Origin of the sequence: Flavobacterium seoulense, from assembly GCF_000695795.1 — a bacterium.
GTDB classification, from domain to species: domain Bacteria; phylum Bacteroidota; class Bacteroidia; order Flavobacteriales; family Flavobacteriaceae; genus Flavobacterium; species Flavobacterium seoulense.
The window spans coordinates 247,110-263,254 of sequence record NZ_JNCA01000006.1; the positions used below are offsets into that span (position 1 = coordinate 247,110).

20 protein-coding genes are annotated in these 16,145 nt (G+C 34.2%); 3 read left to right on the plus strand and 17 right to left on the minus strand.

Annotated features, from left to right (window positions below):
• Positions 1-37: 37 nt before the first annotated feature.
• The 11 genes from FEM21_RS04065 to FEM21_RS04115 form a co-directional block, all read right to left on the minus strand.
• The gene (locus tag FEM21_RS04065; RefSeq protein ID WP_081824630.1) at positions 38-694 is read right to left on the minus strand and encodes a 3'-5' exonuclease; all 657 of its coding nucleotides are present in this window, start codon (positions 692-694) and stop codon (positions 38-40) included.
• A complete protein-coding gene (locus FEM21_RS04070; protein ID WP_035658078.1) occupies positions 694-2,628 on the minus strand; it encodes a DUF294 nucleotidyltransferase-like domain-containing protein in 1,935 nt (644 codons plus the stop codon). The genes FEM21_RS04065 and FEM21_RS04070 overlap by 1 nt, the downstream gene beginning before the upstream one ends.
• Before the next feature lie 135 nt (positions 2,629-2,763).
• On the minus strand, positions 2,764-3,534 hold the full coding sequence (locus FEM21_RS04075; protein WP_035658080.1) for a TerC family protein: 771 nt from the start codon (positions 3,532-3,534) through the stop codon (positions 2,764-2,766).
• A gap of 40 nt (positions 3,535-3,574) precedes the next feature.
• Complete coding sequence (locus FEM21_RS04080) at positions 3,575-3,952, minus strand: hypothetical protein (protein ID WP_035658083.1); 378 nt, start codon at positions 3,950-3,952, stop codon at positions 3,575-3,577.
• Between the two features lies 1 nt (position 3,953).
• Positions 3,954-4,526 (minus strand): pentapeptide repeat-containing protein, encoded by a 573-nt coding sequence (locus FEM21_RS04085; RefSeq protein WP_035658085.1) that lies wholly within the window; start codon positions 4,524-4,526, stop codon positions 3,954-3,956.
• Positions 4,526-4,828 carry a type II toxin-antitoxin system RelE/ParE family toxin gene (locus FEM21_RS04090; protein ID WP_035658088.1) on the minus strand — a complete coding sequence of 101 codons (303 nt, stop codon included), beginning with the start codon at positions 4,826-4,828 and terminating at the stop codon, positions 4,526-4,528. Before FEM21_RS04090 ends, FEM21_RS04085 begins: the two co-directional genes overlap by 1 nt.
• Positions 4,813-5,046 carry a hypothetical protein gene (locus FEM21_RS04095; protein WP_035658094.1) on the minus strand — a complete coding sequence of 78 codons (234 nt, stop codon included), beginning with the start codon at positions 5,044-5,046 and terminating at the stop codon, positions 4,813-4,815. The genes FEM21_RS04090 and FEM21_RS04095 overlap by 16 nt, the downstream gene beginning before the upstream one ends.
• A 27-nt stretch (positions 5,047-5,073) precedes the next feature.
• The gene (locus FEM21_RS04100; RefSeq protein ID WP_035658095.1) at positions 5,074-5,295 is read right to left on the minus strand and encodes a DUF6095 family protein; all 222 of its coding nucleotides are present in this window, start codon (positions 5,293-5,295) and stop codon (positions 5,074-5,076) included.
• Positions 5,296-5,371: 76 nt separating this feature from the next.
• Entirely contained in the window at positions 5,372-6,190 is an 819-nt protein-coding gene (gene murQ / locus FEM21_RS04105; protein ID WP_035658096.1) for an N-acetylmuramic acid 6-phosphate etherase, read from the minus strand.
• Between the two features lie 54 nt (positions 6,191-6,244).
• Complete coding sequence (locus tag FEM21_RS04110) at positions 6,245-6,940, minus strand: ZIP family metal transporter (RefSeq protein ID WP_035658103.1); 696 nt, start codon at positions 6,938-6,940, stop codon at positions 6,245-6,247.
• A 70-nt stretch (positions 6,941-7,010) separates the two neighbouring features.
• On the minus strand, positions 7,011-7,775 hold the full coding sequence (locus tag FEM21_RS04115; protein WP_035658105.1) for a class I SAM-dependent methyltransferase: 765 nt from the start codon (positions 7,773-7,775) through the stop codon (positions 7,011-7,013).
• Positions 7,776-7,899: 124 nt separating this feature from the next.
• Between FEM21_RS04115 and FEM21_RS04120 the strand changes: the two genes are divergently transcribed.
• Both FEM21_RS04120 and FEM21_RS04125 read left to right on the plus strand, forming a co-directional pair.
• A complete protein-coding gene (locus FEM21_RS04120; protein ID WP_035658107.1) occupies positions 7,900-9,057 on the plus strand; it encodes a THUMP domain-containing class I SAM-dependent RNA methyltransferase in 1,158 nt (385 codons plus the stop codon).
• Between the two features lie 124 nt (positions 9,058-9,181).
• A complete protein-coding gene (locus FEM21_RS04125; protein ID WP_035658109.1) occupies positions 9,182-9,418 on the plus strand; it encodes a hypothetical protein in 237 nt (78 codons plus the stop codon).
• Positions 9,419-9,569: 151 nt separating this feature from the next.
• On the opposite strand, the gene FEM21_RS04130 is transcribed toward FEM21_RS04125, so the two are convergent.
• The 5 genes from FEM21_RS04130 to ilvD all read right to left on the minus strand — a co-directional run bounded on the left by FEM21_RS04130 (position 9,570) and on the right by ilvD (position 14,812).
• On the minus strand, positions 9,570-10,403 hold the full coding sequence (locus tag FEM21_RS04130) for a DUF6048 family protein (RefSeq protein ID WP_035658111.1): 834 nt from the start codon (positions 10,401-10,403) through the stop codon (positions 9,570-9,572).
• On the minus strand, positions 10,375-10,899 hold the full coding sequence (locus FEM21_RS04135; protein ID WP_035658115.1) for a DUF6452 family protein: 525 nt from the start codon (positions 10,897-10,899) through the stop codon (positions 10,375-10,377). Before FEM21_RS04135 ends, FEM21_RS04130 begins: the two co-directional genes overlap by 29 nt.
• A gap of 87 nt (positions 10,900-10,986) precedes the next feature.
• On the minus strand, positions 10,987-12,399 hold the full coding sequence (gene rlmD, locus FEM21_RS04140; protein WP_035658117.1) for a 23S rRNA (uracil(1939)-C(5))-methyltransferase RlmD: 1,413 nt from the start codon (positions 12,397-12,399) through the stop codon (positions 10,987-10,989).
• Between the two features lie 78 nt (positions 12,400-12,477).
• Positions 12,478-12,975, minus strand: coding sequence for a YdeI/OmpD-associated family protein (locus tag FEM21_RS04145; protein WP_035658119.1), 498 nt, complete (start codon positions 12,973-12,975; stop codon positions 12,478-12,480).
• Between the two features lie 148 nt (positions 12,976-13,123).
• The gene (gene ilvD, locus FEM21_RS04150; protein ID WP_035658122.1) at positions 13,124-14,812 is read right to left on the minus strand and encodes a dihydroxy-acid dehydratase; all 1,689 of its coding nucleotides are present in this window, start codon (positions 14,810-14,812) and stop codon (positions 13,124-13,126) included.
• A gap of 176 nt (positions 14,813-14,988) precedes the next feature.
• Between ilvD and FEM21_RS04155 the strand changes: the two genes are divergently transcribed.
• A complete protein-coding gene (locus FEM21_RS04155) occupies positions 14,989-15,453 on the plus strand; it encodes a hypothetical protein (protein WP_051627472.1) in 465 nt (154 codons plus the stop codon).
• A 21-nt stretch (positions 15,454-15,474) separates the two neighbouring features.
• Here the strand turns inward: FEM21_RS04155 and FEM21_RS04160 are convergent, their stop codons facing one another.
• Entirely contained in the window at positions 15,475-16,086 is a 612-nt protein-coding gene (locus tag FEM21_RS04160) for an NAD(P)H-dependent oxidoreductase (RefSeq protein ID WP_035658125.1), read from the minus strand.
• Between the last annotated feature and the right edge of the window lie 59 nt (positions 16,087-16,145).

The window sequence follows — 16,145 nt, forward strand, 5'->3', positions numbered from 1 at the left end:
CATGCCCCAAAGAGTTGATATTTTTTGGGGCATTTTTTTATAGTCTAAAGAGATGATAAAGCATTGTTATTTCTTTTTCTTTCAACTTTTTGAGAATTTTTAAAAAAGCAATTGCTGTAATGTAAGCATCGCCTATAGCGGTATGCCGGTCTTTTTTAGAAATATCAAATTTATCAGCTAAGTCATCTAAGGTGTAATGGTCTTTGTATTGCAATAAATTAGATTTGATTAATGTTTTTTTATATAAAACTGCAGTGTCCAGAGTTTTGTTAGTAAGTTTAGGCATTCCGTTTCTTTCGAGCGCATTATTAATCATGGTTACATCAAATTTGGTATGATGTGCAATAATTATAGAATCGCCAAGATATTCTACAAACATCTTCAATACCTGAACTTCCGATTTATGATCTAAAACGTCGCTTCTTATGATTCCGTGTATTTGCACACTGGATTTATCAAAATGTTCCTGATCCATATAATGTTCAAAAGCATTTTGCAAGTTGATAGTTCCGTCTTGTAATGTGATAGCGCCAATACAAAGAATACGATCTGTGACGTAATCAAAACCAGTAGTTTCTGTATCTAACACCACAAAACGTTCGGATGCTATCGAGCGGTTTAATTTTTCGTCGATAGGTTCTTTCAAAATTCCCAGAATTTGAAGTGCCTCAATAATTTTTTCTTTTATTGTCATTAGATAGTTATTTTTCCGGGATTAAAACGCATCGAAATTACTTCTTGTAATTCTTTAATGGTTTTAAATGTGGCTTTTAGTTTTACTTTTTCTAATTTTGAAAGCGCTTCTAATTCGATAAACTGTCCCGAATCATGATGTAAAAGTCCTTGTTTCGTTCTGAATTTCAGTAATGCTTTGTACGAATAAGCGCAGGACAAATACAATTCTTTATTTTGAGGTTCAAGCTCAGCCAATTTTTCAAATCGTTCGGGAGTATTGCTAATTCCTTTAACAGAATGAGAGATTATCAAAACTCGTGCAGCATCAGCCAGTGGCATTAAAGCACGTCTTTTTATGTCAAAGAAATCTTTGTGAGCGCCATCTTGTTCGACTAAAAATTGTCTAAAAAATCCTGTTGGCGACGGACTTTGGAGCGCACCACTTACTAAATGAACATAGAAAATAGGATTAGCGGCAATATCTTCAAAAATAAAATCCGATAATTCATTTGCCAATTCGCTGTCACCGTAAGACAAGCTGTAATCAAAAAAGATGAACGAAAGTAAAACTTCGTCTTTTCCTGGTTTACTAATCCAGTCGTGAACTAATTCTTTCCATTGGCTTAAACTTAAACACCATTTTGGGTTGGATGCCATCATCTCAGCCGGACAATAATCATAACCAATTTCAAAAAGTCCTTTGTTGACTTCTGCGGCTAATTCCAGAAAATATTTACTCGTTTTTGCCTGTAATTCTGCCGGAACATCTTCATAAATTAATGCATTATCCTGATCTGTGTGTAATAATTGTTCGCTGCGTCCCTGACTTCCTAATGCCAACCATGAGAATCGAACAGGTGGAGGCGTTTTCATTTTTGCCAATGACAATTCGATTACTCTTTTTATGCAGGCATCGTTCAGCTCTGTAATGATTTTAGAAGTGAGTGTAATAGGTATATTTTGGTTTAAATAACCTTGTAACAATTGCATTATTTTGGCACGAATAGGTTTTATGGCTTTCGCTTTTTTAACACGTTTTAATGCTTTGATTAATACTGCCGGATTATTTCCTAAGGCAACCATTACATCGTGTTTTGACAAAATTCCCACTGCTTTAGTATTAGGAGTTCCATCTTTAGTAAGACATAAATGACTGATGTTGCTTTTCATCATTGCCATTTGCGCCTGTGTAATAGTCATTTTTTTAGAATAAGTAATCACGGGCGAATTCATAATCACATCGGCAGTGGTATTGATCGAATGTTCTCCGGTTATAATTTTATTTCTAAAATCTTTGTCGGTTATTATTCCTATTGGTAACATATCTTCGACTACGAGCATAGCACCAATGTTTTTCTTGGTCATGATGGCAGCAATTTCTTTTGCGGTAGCAGCTCGCGAACAAGTAATTATTTTTTTCGAATATTTGATAGGCTGGAGGTCAAGAATCTTATTATCAGTATCGATAATTTCGCCTATATTTTCTCCGTTAAAAACATCGCCATATAATTTTGTACTATGACTTTTTGAAAAAGGATTTTGTGTATTCGAAGCAAAACTATCAATGATGAAACTGCCTACATCAGCATTTTTAATCGCATAAGGTTTAAAAATAGCTATAGGAATAGAATATAAAATGGTTTCTTCATGCGTTCTGGCTTCCATTTTATAATTTTCATGTGCAATCAATGGGCGTAAACCAAAGATGTCGCCTTCATCACACATATCTAAAATATCATTTTTTTGATTTTTTAGAAGTTCGACAGCTCCTTTGTGGACCACATAAAAAGAATCATGCGTTTCTTCATTTTCAGTAAAAATAACAACGCCTTTGTCTTTATAAATAATAGAAACCTGCTCCGAAAGTAATTCGATATCATGTTTGTCTAAAAAGCTAAAAGGAGGGAAGTTTTTTAAAAAGTCGGCTACTCGTTGCGAAATGGTGTTTTTCATTAAAAAAATATTTAGGCTACGTTTTTTGTCAATTTACAAAAGAAATTCTATTGTACGCTAATGTATTAATTTTTATGTTTTATAACGAAAAAAGCTCCTCAATTAAGGAGCTTTTTATTCTGGTAAATTGTGATTTTATTTCTTTTTTGAAACTTTCATATTCAAAACTTCGACCAATAACGAGAAAGATATAGCAAAATACAAATAACCTTTTGGAATAGGAGTAACATGACTTCCTAAGATTAAAGCATTCGATAAATGAGCACTTTCGGTAATTAACATCAAACCGATTAAGATTAAAAATGATAATCCTAAAATTTGTATTGATGGATGTTTATTAACAAAAGTTCCAACCGGAACAGCAAATTGCATCATGATTAAAATAGAAATAATAACTGCAGCAATCATAATGTATAAAGCACCTGCTACACCATTAGTCATTCCTACAGCGGTTAAAATACTGTCAAATGAAAAAACAATATCAATCAGGATAATTTGAACAATCACACTGCTAAATGATTTTGCAGCCGATTTTTTTATTTCTTTTTCTTCTTTGCCTTTATGATCTACTTTTTCCCTTATTTCATTGGTGCTTTTGTAAATTAAAAACAAACCGCCTAACAAAAGAATGATGCTTTGTCCCGAAACTTCGGCGTGTAGCCAACTAAAATTGAACGTAAACCAAGGTTCTTTCATGGCGATTAAAAGAGTAATCCCAAAAAGAAGAAGAATACGCATAAACATGGCTAAAAACATCCCAATTTTAGTGGCTCTTTTGCGGCTTTCTTCGGGTAATTTCCCTGTGGCTATCGAGATGAAAATGATATTATCGATTCCTAATACAATTTCAAGAAATGTTAAGGTTAACAGCGCAATCCAGGCATCAGCATTTAAAAATACTTCCATTTTGATTTATTAAGTTATGGTTATGTGTTGTGAGTTATTGTTAATCTGAAATTTTTTCGACAATTCCTTTTTGTTTGACATCAGAGCCTACAATTCCAAATTCAAAAGTATATGAATTTCCAGATGTGGTTAAGATTTTCATATTAATTGATTTTTCCTCCGCCATATTTTTTGGATGTAGTTTTTTCAAAATATATTCGCAGTCGTTCACCCAGCGTATTGAAGCAGTATCTGTTTTTCCTTCAAAAGTTTCTATTTCGATACTGTCATTACGTTCAAAAAGCGTCACTTTTTTTACGCCGTCCACTTCATGTTCAAAACGGAATTTTCCGGTTTTAAAGTCTTTGCAGTTATGTTCGGCATTATAACAAGAAGCAAAAAGTAATGCTAAAGGCAATAGTAAAATTAGTTTTTTCATTTTATTGAATTTTAATATCGTATTTATCTAAAAGTCCTGGAATGCCCTGGATCGAAAATTTAGCTTTTCGCATTGGATTGAATTCGGGATCAATTTTATAATTGTAAGCGGTAAGGAAATTCACTTCTTTCAATTGGGTATCGTTAAAAACGGCATTCTCCAAATTACAATTATCAAAAACCGAATTAGAAAGAGTGGTTCCAATGAAACTTACTTCTTTCATAGAGCAGGAATTGAATTTTGTTTTTGGCATTTTTTTATTCGAAAAAGAAGCATAGTCCAGAATGCAATTGTTGAAACTAACAGCAAACATAAAATCGGCACAGCTGTTAAACTGAATTCCAAGTAATTTGCAGTTAGAAAAATGAATCGTTTTTAAACTTGTTCCGCTAAGAGTTGTCATCGAAAGATTGCAATTAATGAACTCGCAATCCATAAAAGTATTATTCGAAAAATCGCTATTAGAAAAATCACAGTTTTTAAAAACACAGTCTTCAAACTCGCGATTGCTGACTTTTTTGTTGATAAAAACTACTTTTTCAAAGGTTTTTTGGATATGAATTAAGTCTTCCATTAGAAGTTTTTGGGTTTTCTTGACGTATGTCTAACTCGAAGAATTTGAATGGTTTCAGAAGTAATTTGGTACGAAATCATATAATCATAAACAAAATAGGATCTGAAACTTCCGTCATTGTTATTCTTTTTTGAATCGAGCTTATAGATTTCGGGTTTGGTTTTCAGAATTTGGGTGCTTTCGAAAATTTTATCAATTACTTTATCTGCAATCCTGATGGATTTACTTTCAAAAAGAATATAAAAATGAATATCTTCTAATTGTTCTAAAGCATCAGAAGACCAAATTATTTTCTTCCCCATTTTTTTGAAATTGCTCTTGCTTGATCTTCAGTATGAAAGTTTCCTTTTTGGATATTTTCTAATGCTTTTTCAATATCAATGTTATACTCAGTATCTGTAGCAGTATCCGAAGGAGAATTTGTAGTAAGTAAAAGACGTTTTAGTTTTTCAACAAAAGTAGGATCTTTTACTTTGTCAATTTCTTTATGTATCCAATTTATTTCAGCTTGAATATCCATGATCTGATTTTTTAGTAAAGATATAAATTAATCGTTGAATAAGGCATTGATTATTGTTTTTAATCCTTTGAAAATTAAATATACTGACGCCAGACAGGCAATGATTCCGATTCCTAAAACCAGATAATGCCATACAGTATGCTGGTTCATAAATGCATTATAAATCATCGATGGACCAAGAAATAATAAAGGCAAAGCACCTGTTAGATACCGAATGGCTTTAGACAATAATTCTTTGTTTGTAGGCATTTTAAAAAGTTAGAAGTTAGAAGTAGAAAGTTAGAAGTGGGAAGTTAGGAGTAACGAATAACTCATAACCCATAACTTATAACTGAGAATTAAAAAAATCTACTGCTTTGCGCACACTGCCGTGTTCTTTTAGTAATTGATTTGCTTCTTCATAAGTTACAGGAATTTCGCCCATAATCATTTTAGTACCGCGGTCTACGAGTTTGCTGTTGCTCAATTGCATATCGACCATTTTGTTACCCTTTACTTTTCCTAATCGAATCATAGTGGCAGTCGAAATCATATTCAGAACTAGTTTTTGAGCTGTTCCTGCTTTCATTCTCGAACTTCCCGTTACAAATTCAGGACCTACCACAACATCAATAGGAAATTGTGCCGTTTGCGAAAGCGGACTTCCTGCATTACACGAAATACTTCCTGTGATAATGTTATTTTTGTTACAGGTTTCTAAACCGCCAATAACATAAGGAGTTGTTCCTGAAGCTGCAATTCCAATAACGACATCATTCTCATTGATATTGAATTCCTGTAAATCAATCCATGCCTGAGTTGCATTGTCTTCGGCGTTTTCTACCGCTTTACGAATGGCTTTGTCGCCACCGGCAATTATTCCCACCACTAAATCAAAAGGCACTCCAAAAGTAGGAGGACATTCTGAAGCATCAACCACACCTAAACGTCCCGAAGTTCCGGCGCCAATGTAAAATAAACGCCCGCCCAGTTTCATTTTGGCAACGATTTGGTTAACCAAAGTTTCAATTTGTGGCAAGGCTTTTTCAACAGCCAGCGGAACGGTTTTGTCTTCGTTGTTGATATTAGTCAATAATTCCGTAACGGACATTTTTTCTAAATGTTCGTATTTTGAGGATTGTTCGGTGGTTTTTATGAAGGTCATTTTGTTGAGGTTTATTTGGTTATTCGATTATTTGACTCTTTTATAAATTAAAATCTATAAAAAATAAGCTAAGACAATTCCCAGCACAATCATCGAAACTTTGGCAATATTAAATTTGTGTCCTTCGCTGGTTTCAAAAATGATGGTTGAGGAAATATGAAATAATATTCCGATAACAATAGCGGTAATTTCTTTATGATATTGGCTTAAGCCGGTAAGATAATCAGAAGCGAATGTTCCCAACGGTGTCATCAGTGCAAAAGTGAGCATGAAGGCAAAAATTGCCTGTTTGTTCAGGTGCGAATTGATGAAAAAAGTCGTTAAAATAATAGCAATAGGAAGGTGGTGAATAGCAATCCCAATGGCTAGATTATCATGATTATGTCCCACAGGAAATCCTTCCAGAAAAGCGTGAATACAAAGACTGATAAACAACAACCACGGAATATGCGACATATTATGATGTCCGTGTACGTGACCGTGTTCGGCACCTTTTGAGAAAAATTCCAGAATAATTTGGAACAAAATTCCCAGCATGATAAAAATTCCGGAATTCCCTTCGTGATTTTCGCCGGCTGTATGCTCGTGAACTTCGTAGATTTCCGGTAATAAATGCATCACTGTTAATGAAAGCAAAAATGAACCACTAAAAGCCAACAACAATTTAAGATTGTTCTTGTTTTTTGGTTTTAAAATTAATGCAATTAGATAACCTAATAATACAGAAAGTAAGGGTAAAAGGTAATTCATTTTTTATTGTTTAACCGTTTAACCGTTTTTCGTTAAATCGGTTCAACGATTCAACGATTCAACGACTCAACTACTTAAATATCATAATCAATCGTTCGCTTTCAGTCTTATGGAATTTTTTTAATTTGTAATCACCAAAGATATCCAAAAGATAAATTCCTGCTTCTTCCATCATAGATTCAAAGTCTTGTAATGTCAGGGCTTTTACTTTTTCGGTAAAATGGTATTTGTGACCCTTATCTTCAAAATCTATTTCTTTAAAAATATGCCCATCAGCTACATAGCGCTTAATATGGAAATCGATTCCGTCAACGCTTTTTACCTCTTCAGGAACCAGAGTTTCAATTACCTGATACACGTTCATAAAGTCGATTACAGCAAAACCGTATTCTGATAAACTGTTTTTGATTGCTTTTAAAGTGGTTAAATTGTCATCGTCATTTTCGAAATAACCAAAACTGGTAAACAAATTAAAAATGGCATCGTATTTTTCATCGAATTCCTCACGCATGTCGTGTACCTTGAAATGCAGGGTTTCATTCGAATTTTTGCTTGCTTCGGCAATACTGTTTTCGGATAAATCAGCGCCTATTACGTCAAAACCTAATTGGTTCAAATAGATAGCGTGACGGCCTTTGCCACAGGCTAAATCCAATACTTTAGCGTTTTCAGGAAGATTTAAGTAATGGGTTAAATTATCCATAAAAAGCTGCGCTTCCTGGTCATTGCGCTCTTTGTAAAGAATATGATAATAAGGAGTGTCAAACCAGGAGCTAAACCAAGTTTGTTCTTGTTGATCCTGATTTGTAATAGTTGTTTTTTGTGCTGCGGACATTTATGCTGTTCAATTAATTCTATCCCGCAAATTTAGTGTATTTTTGCCGAAATATACTATTTCAGCTTGTTTGGAATTTAGACTGAACTGACTTAGCAATTTAATTATTGGAATTTAAAGAGAAATGGAAGAAAATTTTAAGATGATTGCCAAAACCTTTTTTGGTTTTGAAGAAATATTAGCAACCGAATTAAGAAATTTAGGCGCTCAAAATGTAGAGCAGGGTGTACGAATGGTAAGTTTTAAAGGAGATAAAGGTTTTATGTATAAAGCCAATTTGTCTTTGCGTACGGCTTTAAAGATTTTAAAACCCATTTATTCTTTCAGAGCCAATAATGAAAAAGCCTTGTATAAAGGTGTTTCTAGTGTAAACTGGTCTAAATTTATCAATGCCAATCAAACTTTTGTGATTGATACTACGGCACATTCAGAATATTTTACTCATACTGAATTTATTTCTCAAAAATGTAAGGATGCCATTGTGGATCAGTTCAGGGAAAGAACGGGACAACGTCCAAGTATTGACAAAGTTCACCCTGATTTACGAATTAACATTCATATTGATAAAGATCAGGTTTCGGTAGCATTAGATACTTCCGGGAAGCCTTTAAATCAAAGAGGTTATAGAAGTTCGACTAATATTGCTCCTATAAATGAAGTTTTAGCAGCGGGAATTTTGTTGCTTTCGGGTTGGGACGGACAAACAGATTTTCTGGATCCAATGTGCGGTTCAGGAACGTTTCTTGCCGAAGCTGCGATGATTGCCTGCAATATTCCGGCCAACATTAATCGTAAAGAATTTGCTTTCGAAAAATGGAAAGACTGGGATAATGAACTATTTGACAAAATCACCGATAGTTTATTGAGTAAAGTGCGTGAATTTCATCATACGATTAAAGGTTATGACAAAGCGCCATCGGCAGTAAGTAAGGCGAAAGAAAATATCAGAAATGCAAATTTGGAAGAATATGTTATTATTGAAGGAAATAATTTCTTTGATACCGAGAAAACATCGGAAGGTAAATTACATATTGCATTCAATCCGCCTTATGATGAGCGTTTGGATATTCACATGGAAGAATTTTATAAAAATATTGGAGATACTTTAAAACAAAGTTATCCGGGAACGAACGCTTGGTTTATTACCGGAAATCTGGAAGCATTGAAATTTGTAGGTTTACGTCCGTCTCGAAAAATCAAATTATTCAACGCCGGACTCGAAGCACGTTTAGTGAAATACGAAATGTACGAAGGAAGTAAGCGTACTAAGTTTCAACAATAAGTAACTAGGTGCTAAGTTTCTAAGAGAAAGAATATAATAATAATTTAAGGTTCATAAAGTTATGATTACTAAGGTGAAAAAACTTAGTAACTTACAGTCTTAGAACCTTAACAACTCTAAAAAAATGACAAAATTACAATTACGCGCATTTTTATATCAATTAGGATGTTTTATCTGTTTATTCGTTTTATTCCGTTATTTAGTAGCAGTTTATAGTGGTTTAACTGGATTTTGGATTCCTATTACAGCCTTTATTATAGCAACGGCTATTGGTCCAAAATTTCAGGCTGTTAAAACAAAAGATAGCGAAAAACTATTTATGAAATGGATTTTTATAAAAGGAATTAGAGAAATTGGTTAGTATTCAGTGTTCAGTTTTCAAAAGGCAGAAAACAGTATCTGAAGGAATAATAAAAACCGCAAATTCGCAAATTATAGTTTTTATAATTTGCGAATTTGCGGTTAATTTTTAGATACTTGATTTCTTCTGCTTTCTGCAAACTGAAATCTGCTTATTTCTTCTTTGTTTCTTTTTTAGTTTCAACAGGAACTACTTTCTTTTTGAAAATTGGTACAAAATAAGTTACCGTGTAGTTAAAACCAACACCAAAATCTCCATTATACGTTCGGTTAAATCCGGGAATGTATAAGTTTTCGAAATTATTAGGCTGTTTATTGCTTATTAATCGGTTAAAGCGAAGACTGAAACCCAGAAAAACATTGTTGAAAACCTTAGCTTTCATTCCAGCAACTACTTCGATCCAGCTAGCGGTTAATCCGTTGAATTTTTGTCCGGAAGCAATAGGAGGGATTTCTCCAAAATATTGATTCGAATTATAAATTCGAAAGTTATTCAATTCCTGATTAAAAGTACTAAAACCGTAACGTAAACCTATAGAAATAATGTTTTCCATATCCAACCAGTTTTCGTAACCATTATAATCAAAACCCGCTTTAATGTAAGAACCTTTTGTGGTAAAGTTAAGACGGTCGTCGTCGGTAGTTTTATTTTCGTTTCCTACTTCTACGGCTAAATAACGTCTTTTGTCTAATCGATAGTCACCTACTAATTCGATTCCTTTATAATCTTTGTCATAAAAACTTCTGCTTAGTCTATATAAATCAACCCCTACACGTATTCCGTAGCGATTTGTTTTTACAGGAGCCACAATAGAATCTGTTTTTGAAACCACAGCAGTTTTGGTTACTATAGCAGGCTTTTTAGGAAGAACTCCGGTAGTAACCGTGTCTTTTGATTTTATCGTTGGAGTGGTCTCTTGTGCATTGGCAAAAAACAAAGACAAAATCAGGCAGCTACTAAAAAAATATTTCAAGGTGTGTTTCATTTTCGTTAGCTATAATATTGTTTTTAACATTCACTTGTAGCATCCATTTACCATCAGCAGTTGCCGCATCTGAATGAACAAAAGGCGAATTACCGTTTAAAGTAAAATTAGTTTTAAATCCGCAGGCACGAGATACAAAAATGTTATCACGTCTATAATTAAACTGGATAATATCTTCATTAGGCAATGCTGCCGGATTAGTACTGCCAGAATTCAAAGTAAAACGAAAAGTAGTCGTGTCTGCATCTAATTTTAACGGAATAGAAACTGTACTGCCATTGATTAAGTTACTTCCGCTAAAAGTAATTGGCTCTTCCATTCCTTCGGCAATTATGCTTAAATTGTCTACGGTTTTTTCAACAGAAGAGTTATTAAAATCGTAAAAAGTAACCACTAATCGCGGTGTGGTAACTGTATTGGCATCACAAATATCGTCTTTCTCACAACCAGAGAAAGAGAAACATAGGATTAATAAGAGCAGTATCGTTTTTTTCATGTTTTTTAGTTGTTAGTCCCTAGCTTTTAGTCCTTAGTCCTTAGTGTTTTTGAAAATAACTAAGGACTAGGGACTAAGTACTAATTTCTATCTGCGTTCCAATAAAACTACATTCTCCACGTGATGCGTTTGCGGAAACATATCTACCGGACGTACTCTGGTTACTTTGTATTTTTCATCCATTAAAGCCAAATCACGCGCTTGTGTAGCCGAATTACAGCTTACATAAACTACTTTTTCAGGAGCAATTTTCATGATTTGTTCAATTACATCTTTGTGCATTCCGTCACGAGGCGGATCAGTAATAATAACGTCTGGCTGACCATGTTGAGCAATAAAAACATCGTTGAAAACTACTTTCATGTCTCCAACAAAAAACTCACAATTGTCAATGTTATTGCGTTCAGCATTGGCTTTCGCATCCTTAATAGCGTCAGGAACACTTTCTACACCTATTACTTTTTTAGCTTTTTTAGAAACGAATTGTGCAATAGTTCCCGTTCCGGTATATAAATCGTAAACAGTTTCATTGCCAGTTAATCCCGCAAAATCTCTAGTGATTTTGTATAATTCGTAAGCCTGATCTGAGTTGGTTTGGTAAAAAGATTTGGCATTGATGCTGAATTTCAAGCCTTCCATTTCTTCTAAAATGTAGTTACGACCTTTATATAATTGAATGTCCTGATCATAAATAGTATCATTTGCCTTGTTATTCACCACATATTGCAACGAAGTAATTTGTGGAAATTTAGCATACAAATGGTCTAATAATAATTCTCTGTTGGCTTTGTCATCTTCGAAAAATTGAATTAAAAGCATGATTTCGCCGGTAGAAGCCGTACGCAACATTAAAGTTCTCAATAAACCCGAATGTTCTCTTGGGTTAAAGAATGTTAGTCCGTTTGCATTAGCAAAATCACGAACTTCGTTTCTAATGGCATTTGATGGATCTTCCTGTAAATGGCATTTTTTAATGTCCAGAATCTTGTCCCACATTTTTGGAATATGGAATCCAAGAGCATTTTTATTGTCTAATTCTTCACTGCTTCCAATTTCAGCTTCGGTTAACCAACGGCTGTTTGAAAACGAAAATTCCATTTTGTTTCTGTAGAAAAACTTTTTCTCCGAACCTAAAATCCATTCAAATTCAGGAAGTGCAATTTTTCCGATGCGTTGCAAGTGATTTTTTACCTCATTGTGCTTGTAAAACAACTGTTGGTCGTAGTTCATGTTTTGCCATTTGCAACCACCACAAGTACCAAAATGATCACAAATAGGATCCACACGATGCTCTGACAATTCATGAAATTTCACCGCTTTTCCTTCATAATAGGCTTTGCGCTTTTTGAATGTTTGTACATCAACGACATCACCGGGAACCACATTCGGAATAAACACTACTTTTCCATCGGGAGCCTTAGCTACCGAAACGCCTTTTGCACCTGCGTCAAGGACTTTTATCTGATGAAAGACAACTTTGTCTGTATTTTTTCTACCCATGGCGCAAAAATAAGTTTTTGTGCGCTTTTATAAATTCAAATTGGGAAATATTTTTGAAAACTCATGATTTTTATTAATCTAAGGCTTTTCTCTACCAACGAATTTTCCTTTTCCTAATAAAAATGCAATAGCTTTTGGAATATTTTTATCGATACTTTCCTCAGTTTTTAAATGAGAAAAATAACGAATAATTTCCTTTTGTAACGAAGGACGCGAATTTTGAAAAACACTATTAGCTTCTTTGTTTTCGGCTAAGGCTTGTAACAATTTCGGATGAATTGGGATTTCTCTTTTTTCTGGATCATAGCTTATGCTTATTGCTATTTGTTCTCCAATTCGTTTAGGAGAATTTTTGAGCATTTTTGTATTAATATACAAACGCCATTCGCCTTTAAATTTCATTAATGTTTGAGTATAAGGAATAGAATTGACAGTGCCTTTGACAGGAATAGAACCTTTGGATTTTCCTGCTTTTTCAAAAATGTGTTGTAAAATTTCTTCAGGCACATAAACAAAAGGATTGATACCTATAATTTCAATGGTAGCCGAAAAAGCATAGGTTGTTTCCTGTGTCATAAAGCAGATTTTTTATCTATTTGCTAAAATATAAAATTGAATGCGAAGTTATTAAATAAAAAAAACCTCGTTTCACAATGAAGTAAAACGAGGTTTTGTATTTATAAAGACTGAATCTTTCAATCTTTTAATCTTTCAATTTATAGAACTATAAATCCGATTTTAAAACAGCTCCGTTACTAGCGTTAGTTACTAATGAGCGGTATTGTCCTAACCATCTTGAAGTTAATTCTTTTTTAAGCGGAACAAATTCGGCTTTTCTTTTAGCGATTTCTTCGTCAGATAAATTTACTGATAAGATGTATTGGTCAACATCAATATGGATTTCGTCTCCGTCTTTTAATAAACCAATCATTCCACCTTCGGCAGCTTCCGGAGAAACGTGTCCGATAGATGCTCCACGAGTTGCTCCACTAAAACGACCATCAGTAATTAATGCAACTGATTTTCCAAGTCCCATTCCCATAATTAATGAAGTTGGAGCCAGCATTTCCTGCATTCCAGGACCACCTTTTGGTCCTTCGTAACGAATAACCACTACGTTTCCGGCTTTTACTTTTCCGCCAAGAATTCCTTCGATAGCTTCCGGCTGTCCGTCAAAGCATACGGCAGTTCCAGTGAAAACACGGTCTCCGGTAATTCCGGCAGTTTTAATAACAGCACCTTGCTCAGCTAAATTACCATACAAAACAGCCAAACCACCTACTTCAGAATACGGATTGTCTATTGTGTGAATAATATTCGTGTCCTTGATGTAAGCATCTTTGATTTTTTCTAAAATTGTTTCACCTGTAATGGTAAGGTTGTCTAACAAAATATCATCACCTCTTTTAGTCATTTCTTTCATTACTGCATTTACACCTCCGGCAGTATTGATATCTTCCATGTGAACGGTTGATAAACTTGGAGAAATTTTAGCAATATGAGAAACTCTTTTTGAGATTTTGTTGATGTCTTCTAAATTGAAATCAACATTAGCTTCTTTTGCAATAGCCAACATGTGCAACACAGTATTCGAACTTCCGCCCATTGCCATATCTACAGCAAAAGCGTTGCGTACTGCTTTTTCGTTCAGAATATTTTTTAGTTTGAATTTTTCAGTTTGAGCAGCGTCTTTTGCAATTTCGCAAATTCTTCTTGCAGCTTGTCTGTATAATTCTTCACGCTCTTTTGTTAAAGCTAAGATGGTTCCGTTTCCAGGAAGTGCAATTCCCATAGCTTCCATCAAGGTATTCATAGAGTTGGCAGTAAACATTCCAGAACAACTTCCTCCAGAAGGACAGGCATTACACTCGATATCTTTTAATTCTTCATCAGTGATTTCGCCTAATTCGTGTTTTCCAACAGCCTCAAAAGCAGTAGCTAAATCGATAGGAACACCGTCTTTAGTATGTCCTTTTTTCATTGGTCCACCACTAACAAAAATTGTTGGAACATCAACTCTTAAAGCTCCCATGATCATTCCGGGAACAATTTTGTCACAGTTTGGAATGGCAATCATAGCATCTAGCTTGTGCGCATTCATTACTGTTTCGATAGAGTTAGCGATAATTTCTCTTGAAGGCAGTGAAAAAAGCATTCCATCGTGACCCATTGCAATACCATCATCTACACCAATTGTGTTGAATTCAAAAGGCACACAACCATTCGCTTTAATTTCTTCTTTGATAACTCTTGAAACTCTGTCCAGAAAAAAGTGTCCTGGAATAATTTCGATATAAGAGTTGGCAACACCAATAAATGGTTTTTCGAAATCTTCGTCAACTAATCCAGTTGCTCTGAATAATGATCTATGCGGGGTTCTTTGATGTCCTTTTTTTACTTCATCACTTCTCATAATAAACCTGATTTTTTATATACTTAAAATTGTATGATTATTTTTTTTTGAGCGCAAAGATAAGTAATCTTTTAGGTTTAATGAATGCTGGTATTCGAAAAGCAAAGTTTATATTCATTCTAAAATCACTTCATTACTAACATAAATTTTATCTTTGCTTTTTAACTCCTGTAAAAATGAAAATTCCTCAACGAAGAAAAGTTATCTCAATCAGTACATTATTTGTTTTTTGTATGCTAATTTTTGGTTGTGAAAAAGCAGAAGAGAAAGGTACTCGGTTTTCTTATCGTGCTGTAAAAGACAAAGACACTGCTTTGCTGAATTTCATCAGATTAGAAGATAATCGGTTTTTTGGGCAATACGAAATTATATATGGTGGTTCGAGAAAAGATTCCGGTGAGGTGAGAGGAATAATTTCTGGCGATACCATCAAAGGCAGTTTTTATTATCATCCTTATGGAGGCGGCGTTTTAAAAAGATATCCTGTTGCCTTACTGAAGCGGGAAAATAAATTGCTTTTAGGTAAAGGCGTGATTTCGATTTACATGGGAATTCCCTCTTTTTTAAAAACCGAACCCATAGATTATTCTAAACCTGAATTTATTTTTGAAGAAATAAAAAAGCAAAATCCGTCCCGATAATTTCAGGACGGATTTTGTTTTTTAATTTGAAGCAATTAGAGAGTCAGAAAAAGTTTCTTCTAGATGTTCGGTGTAGGCTTTCATGTCTTTTTCAGCATTGGCATTTTTTTCGACATCATGAAAATGATAACTTTTTAGCGGAGTCATTCCGGTAAAAGCATTCATTCGGTGGAAACCAAAAAAAGCACCTTCGTCAACTGATTTTTGATCGAAAAATTCTCCCGGAAGTGTAAAAGCGGTTGCAGGTGCATTCCAGGTTGTGGTAAGCATGTATTTCTTGCCGTGCATCAATCCGCCCGTTCCGTAATTGATTTCGGGATTGCTGGATTTTCGACCGTCACTGCGATAAATTCCTTTATTGTGTCCAGCTGTAAAAACTTCGTCAATGTATCTTTTAAAATTGAAAGGCAGCTGAAACCACCAAACCGGAGTGTGGTAAATAATGATATCTGCCCAGGCAAATTTGCTCACTTCCTCTTCAGCTGAATAACCATTTTGTATTGTTGTAGTTTGAATAATTACTTCTTCAGATTGATTGAAAAATTTTTCAGTGGTTTCAGTAATGGTATTGTTAAATAATCCGCCCGAATGACCGAAACTTTGTCCTGCATTAATGATAAATATCTTTTTCATAATTGATTAACTTTTTTGTTGTCACAAAGTTAAGATAGATATATGTATTATTAAAATAA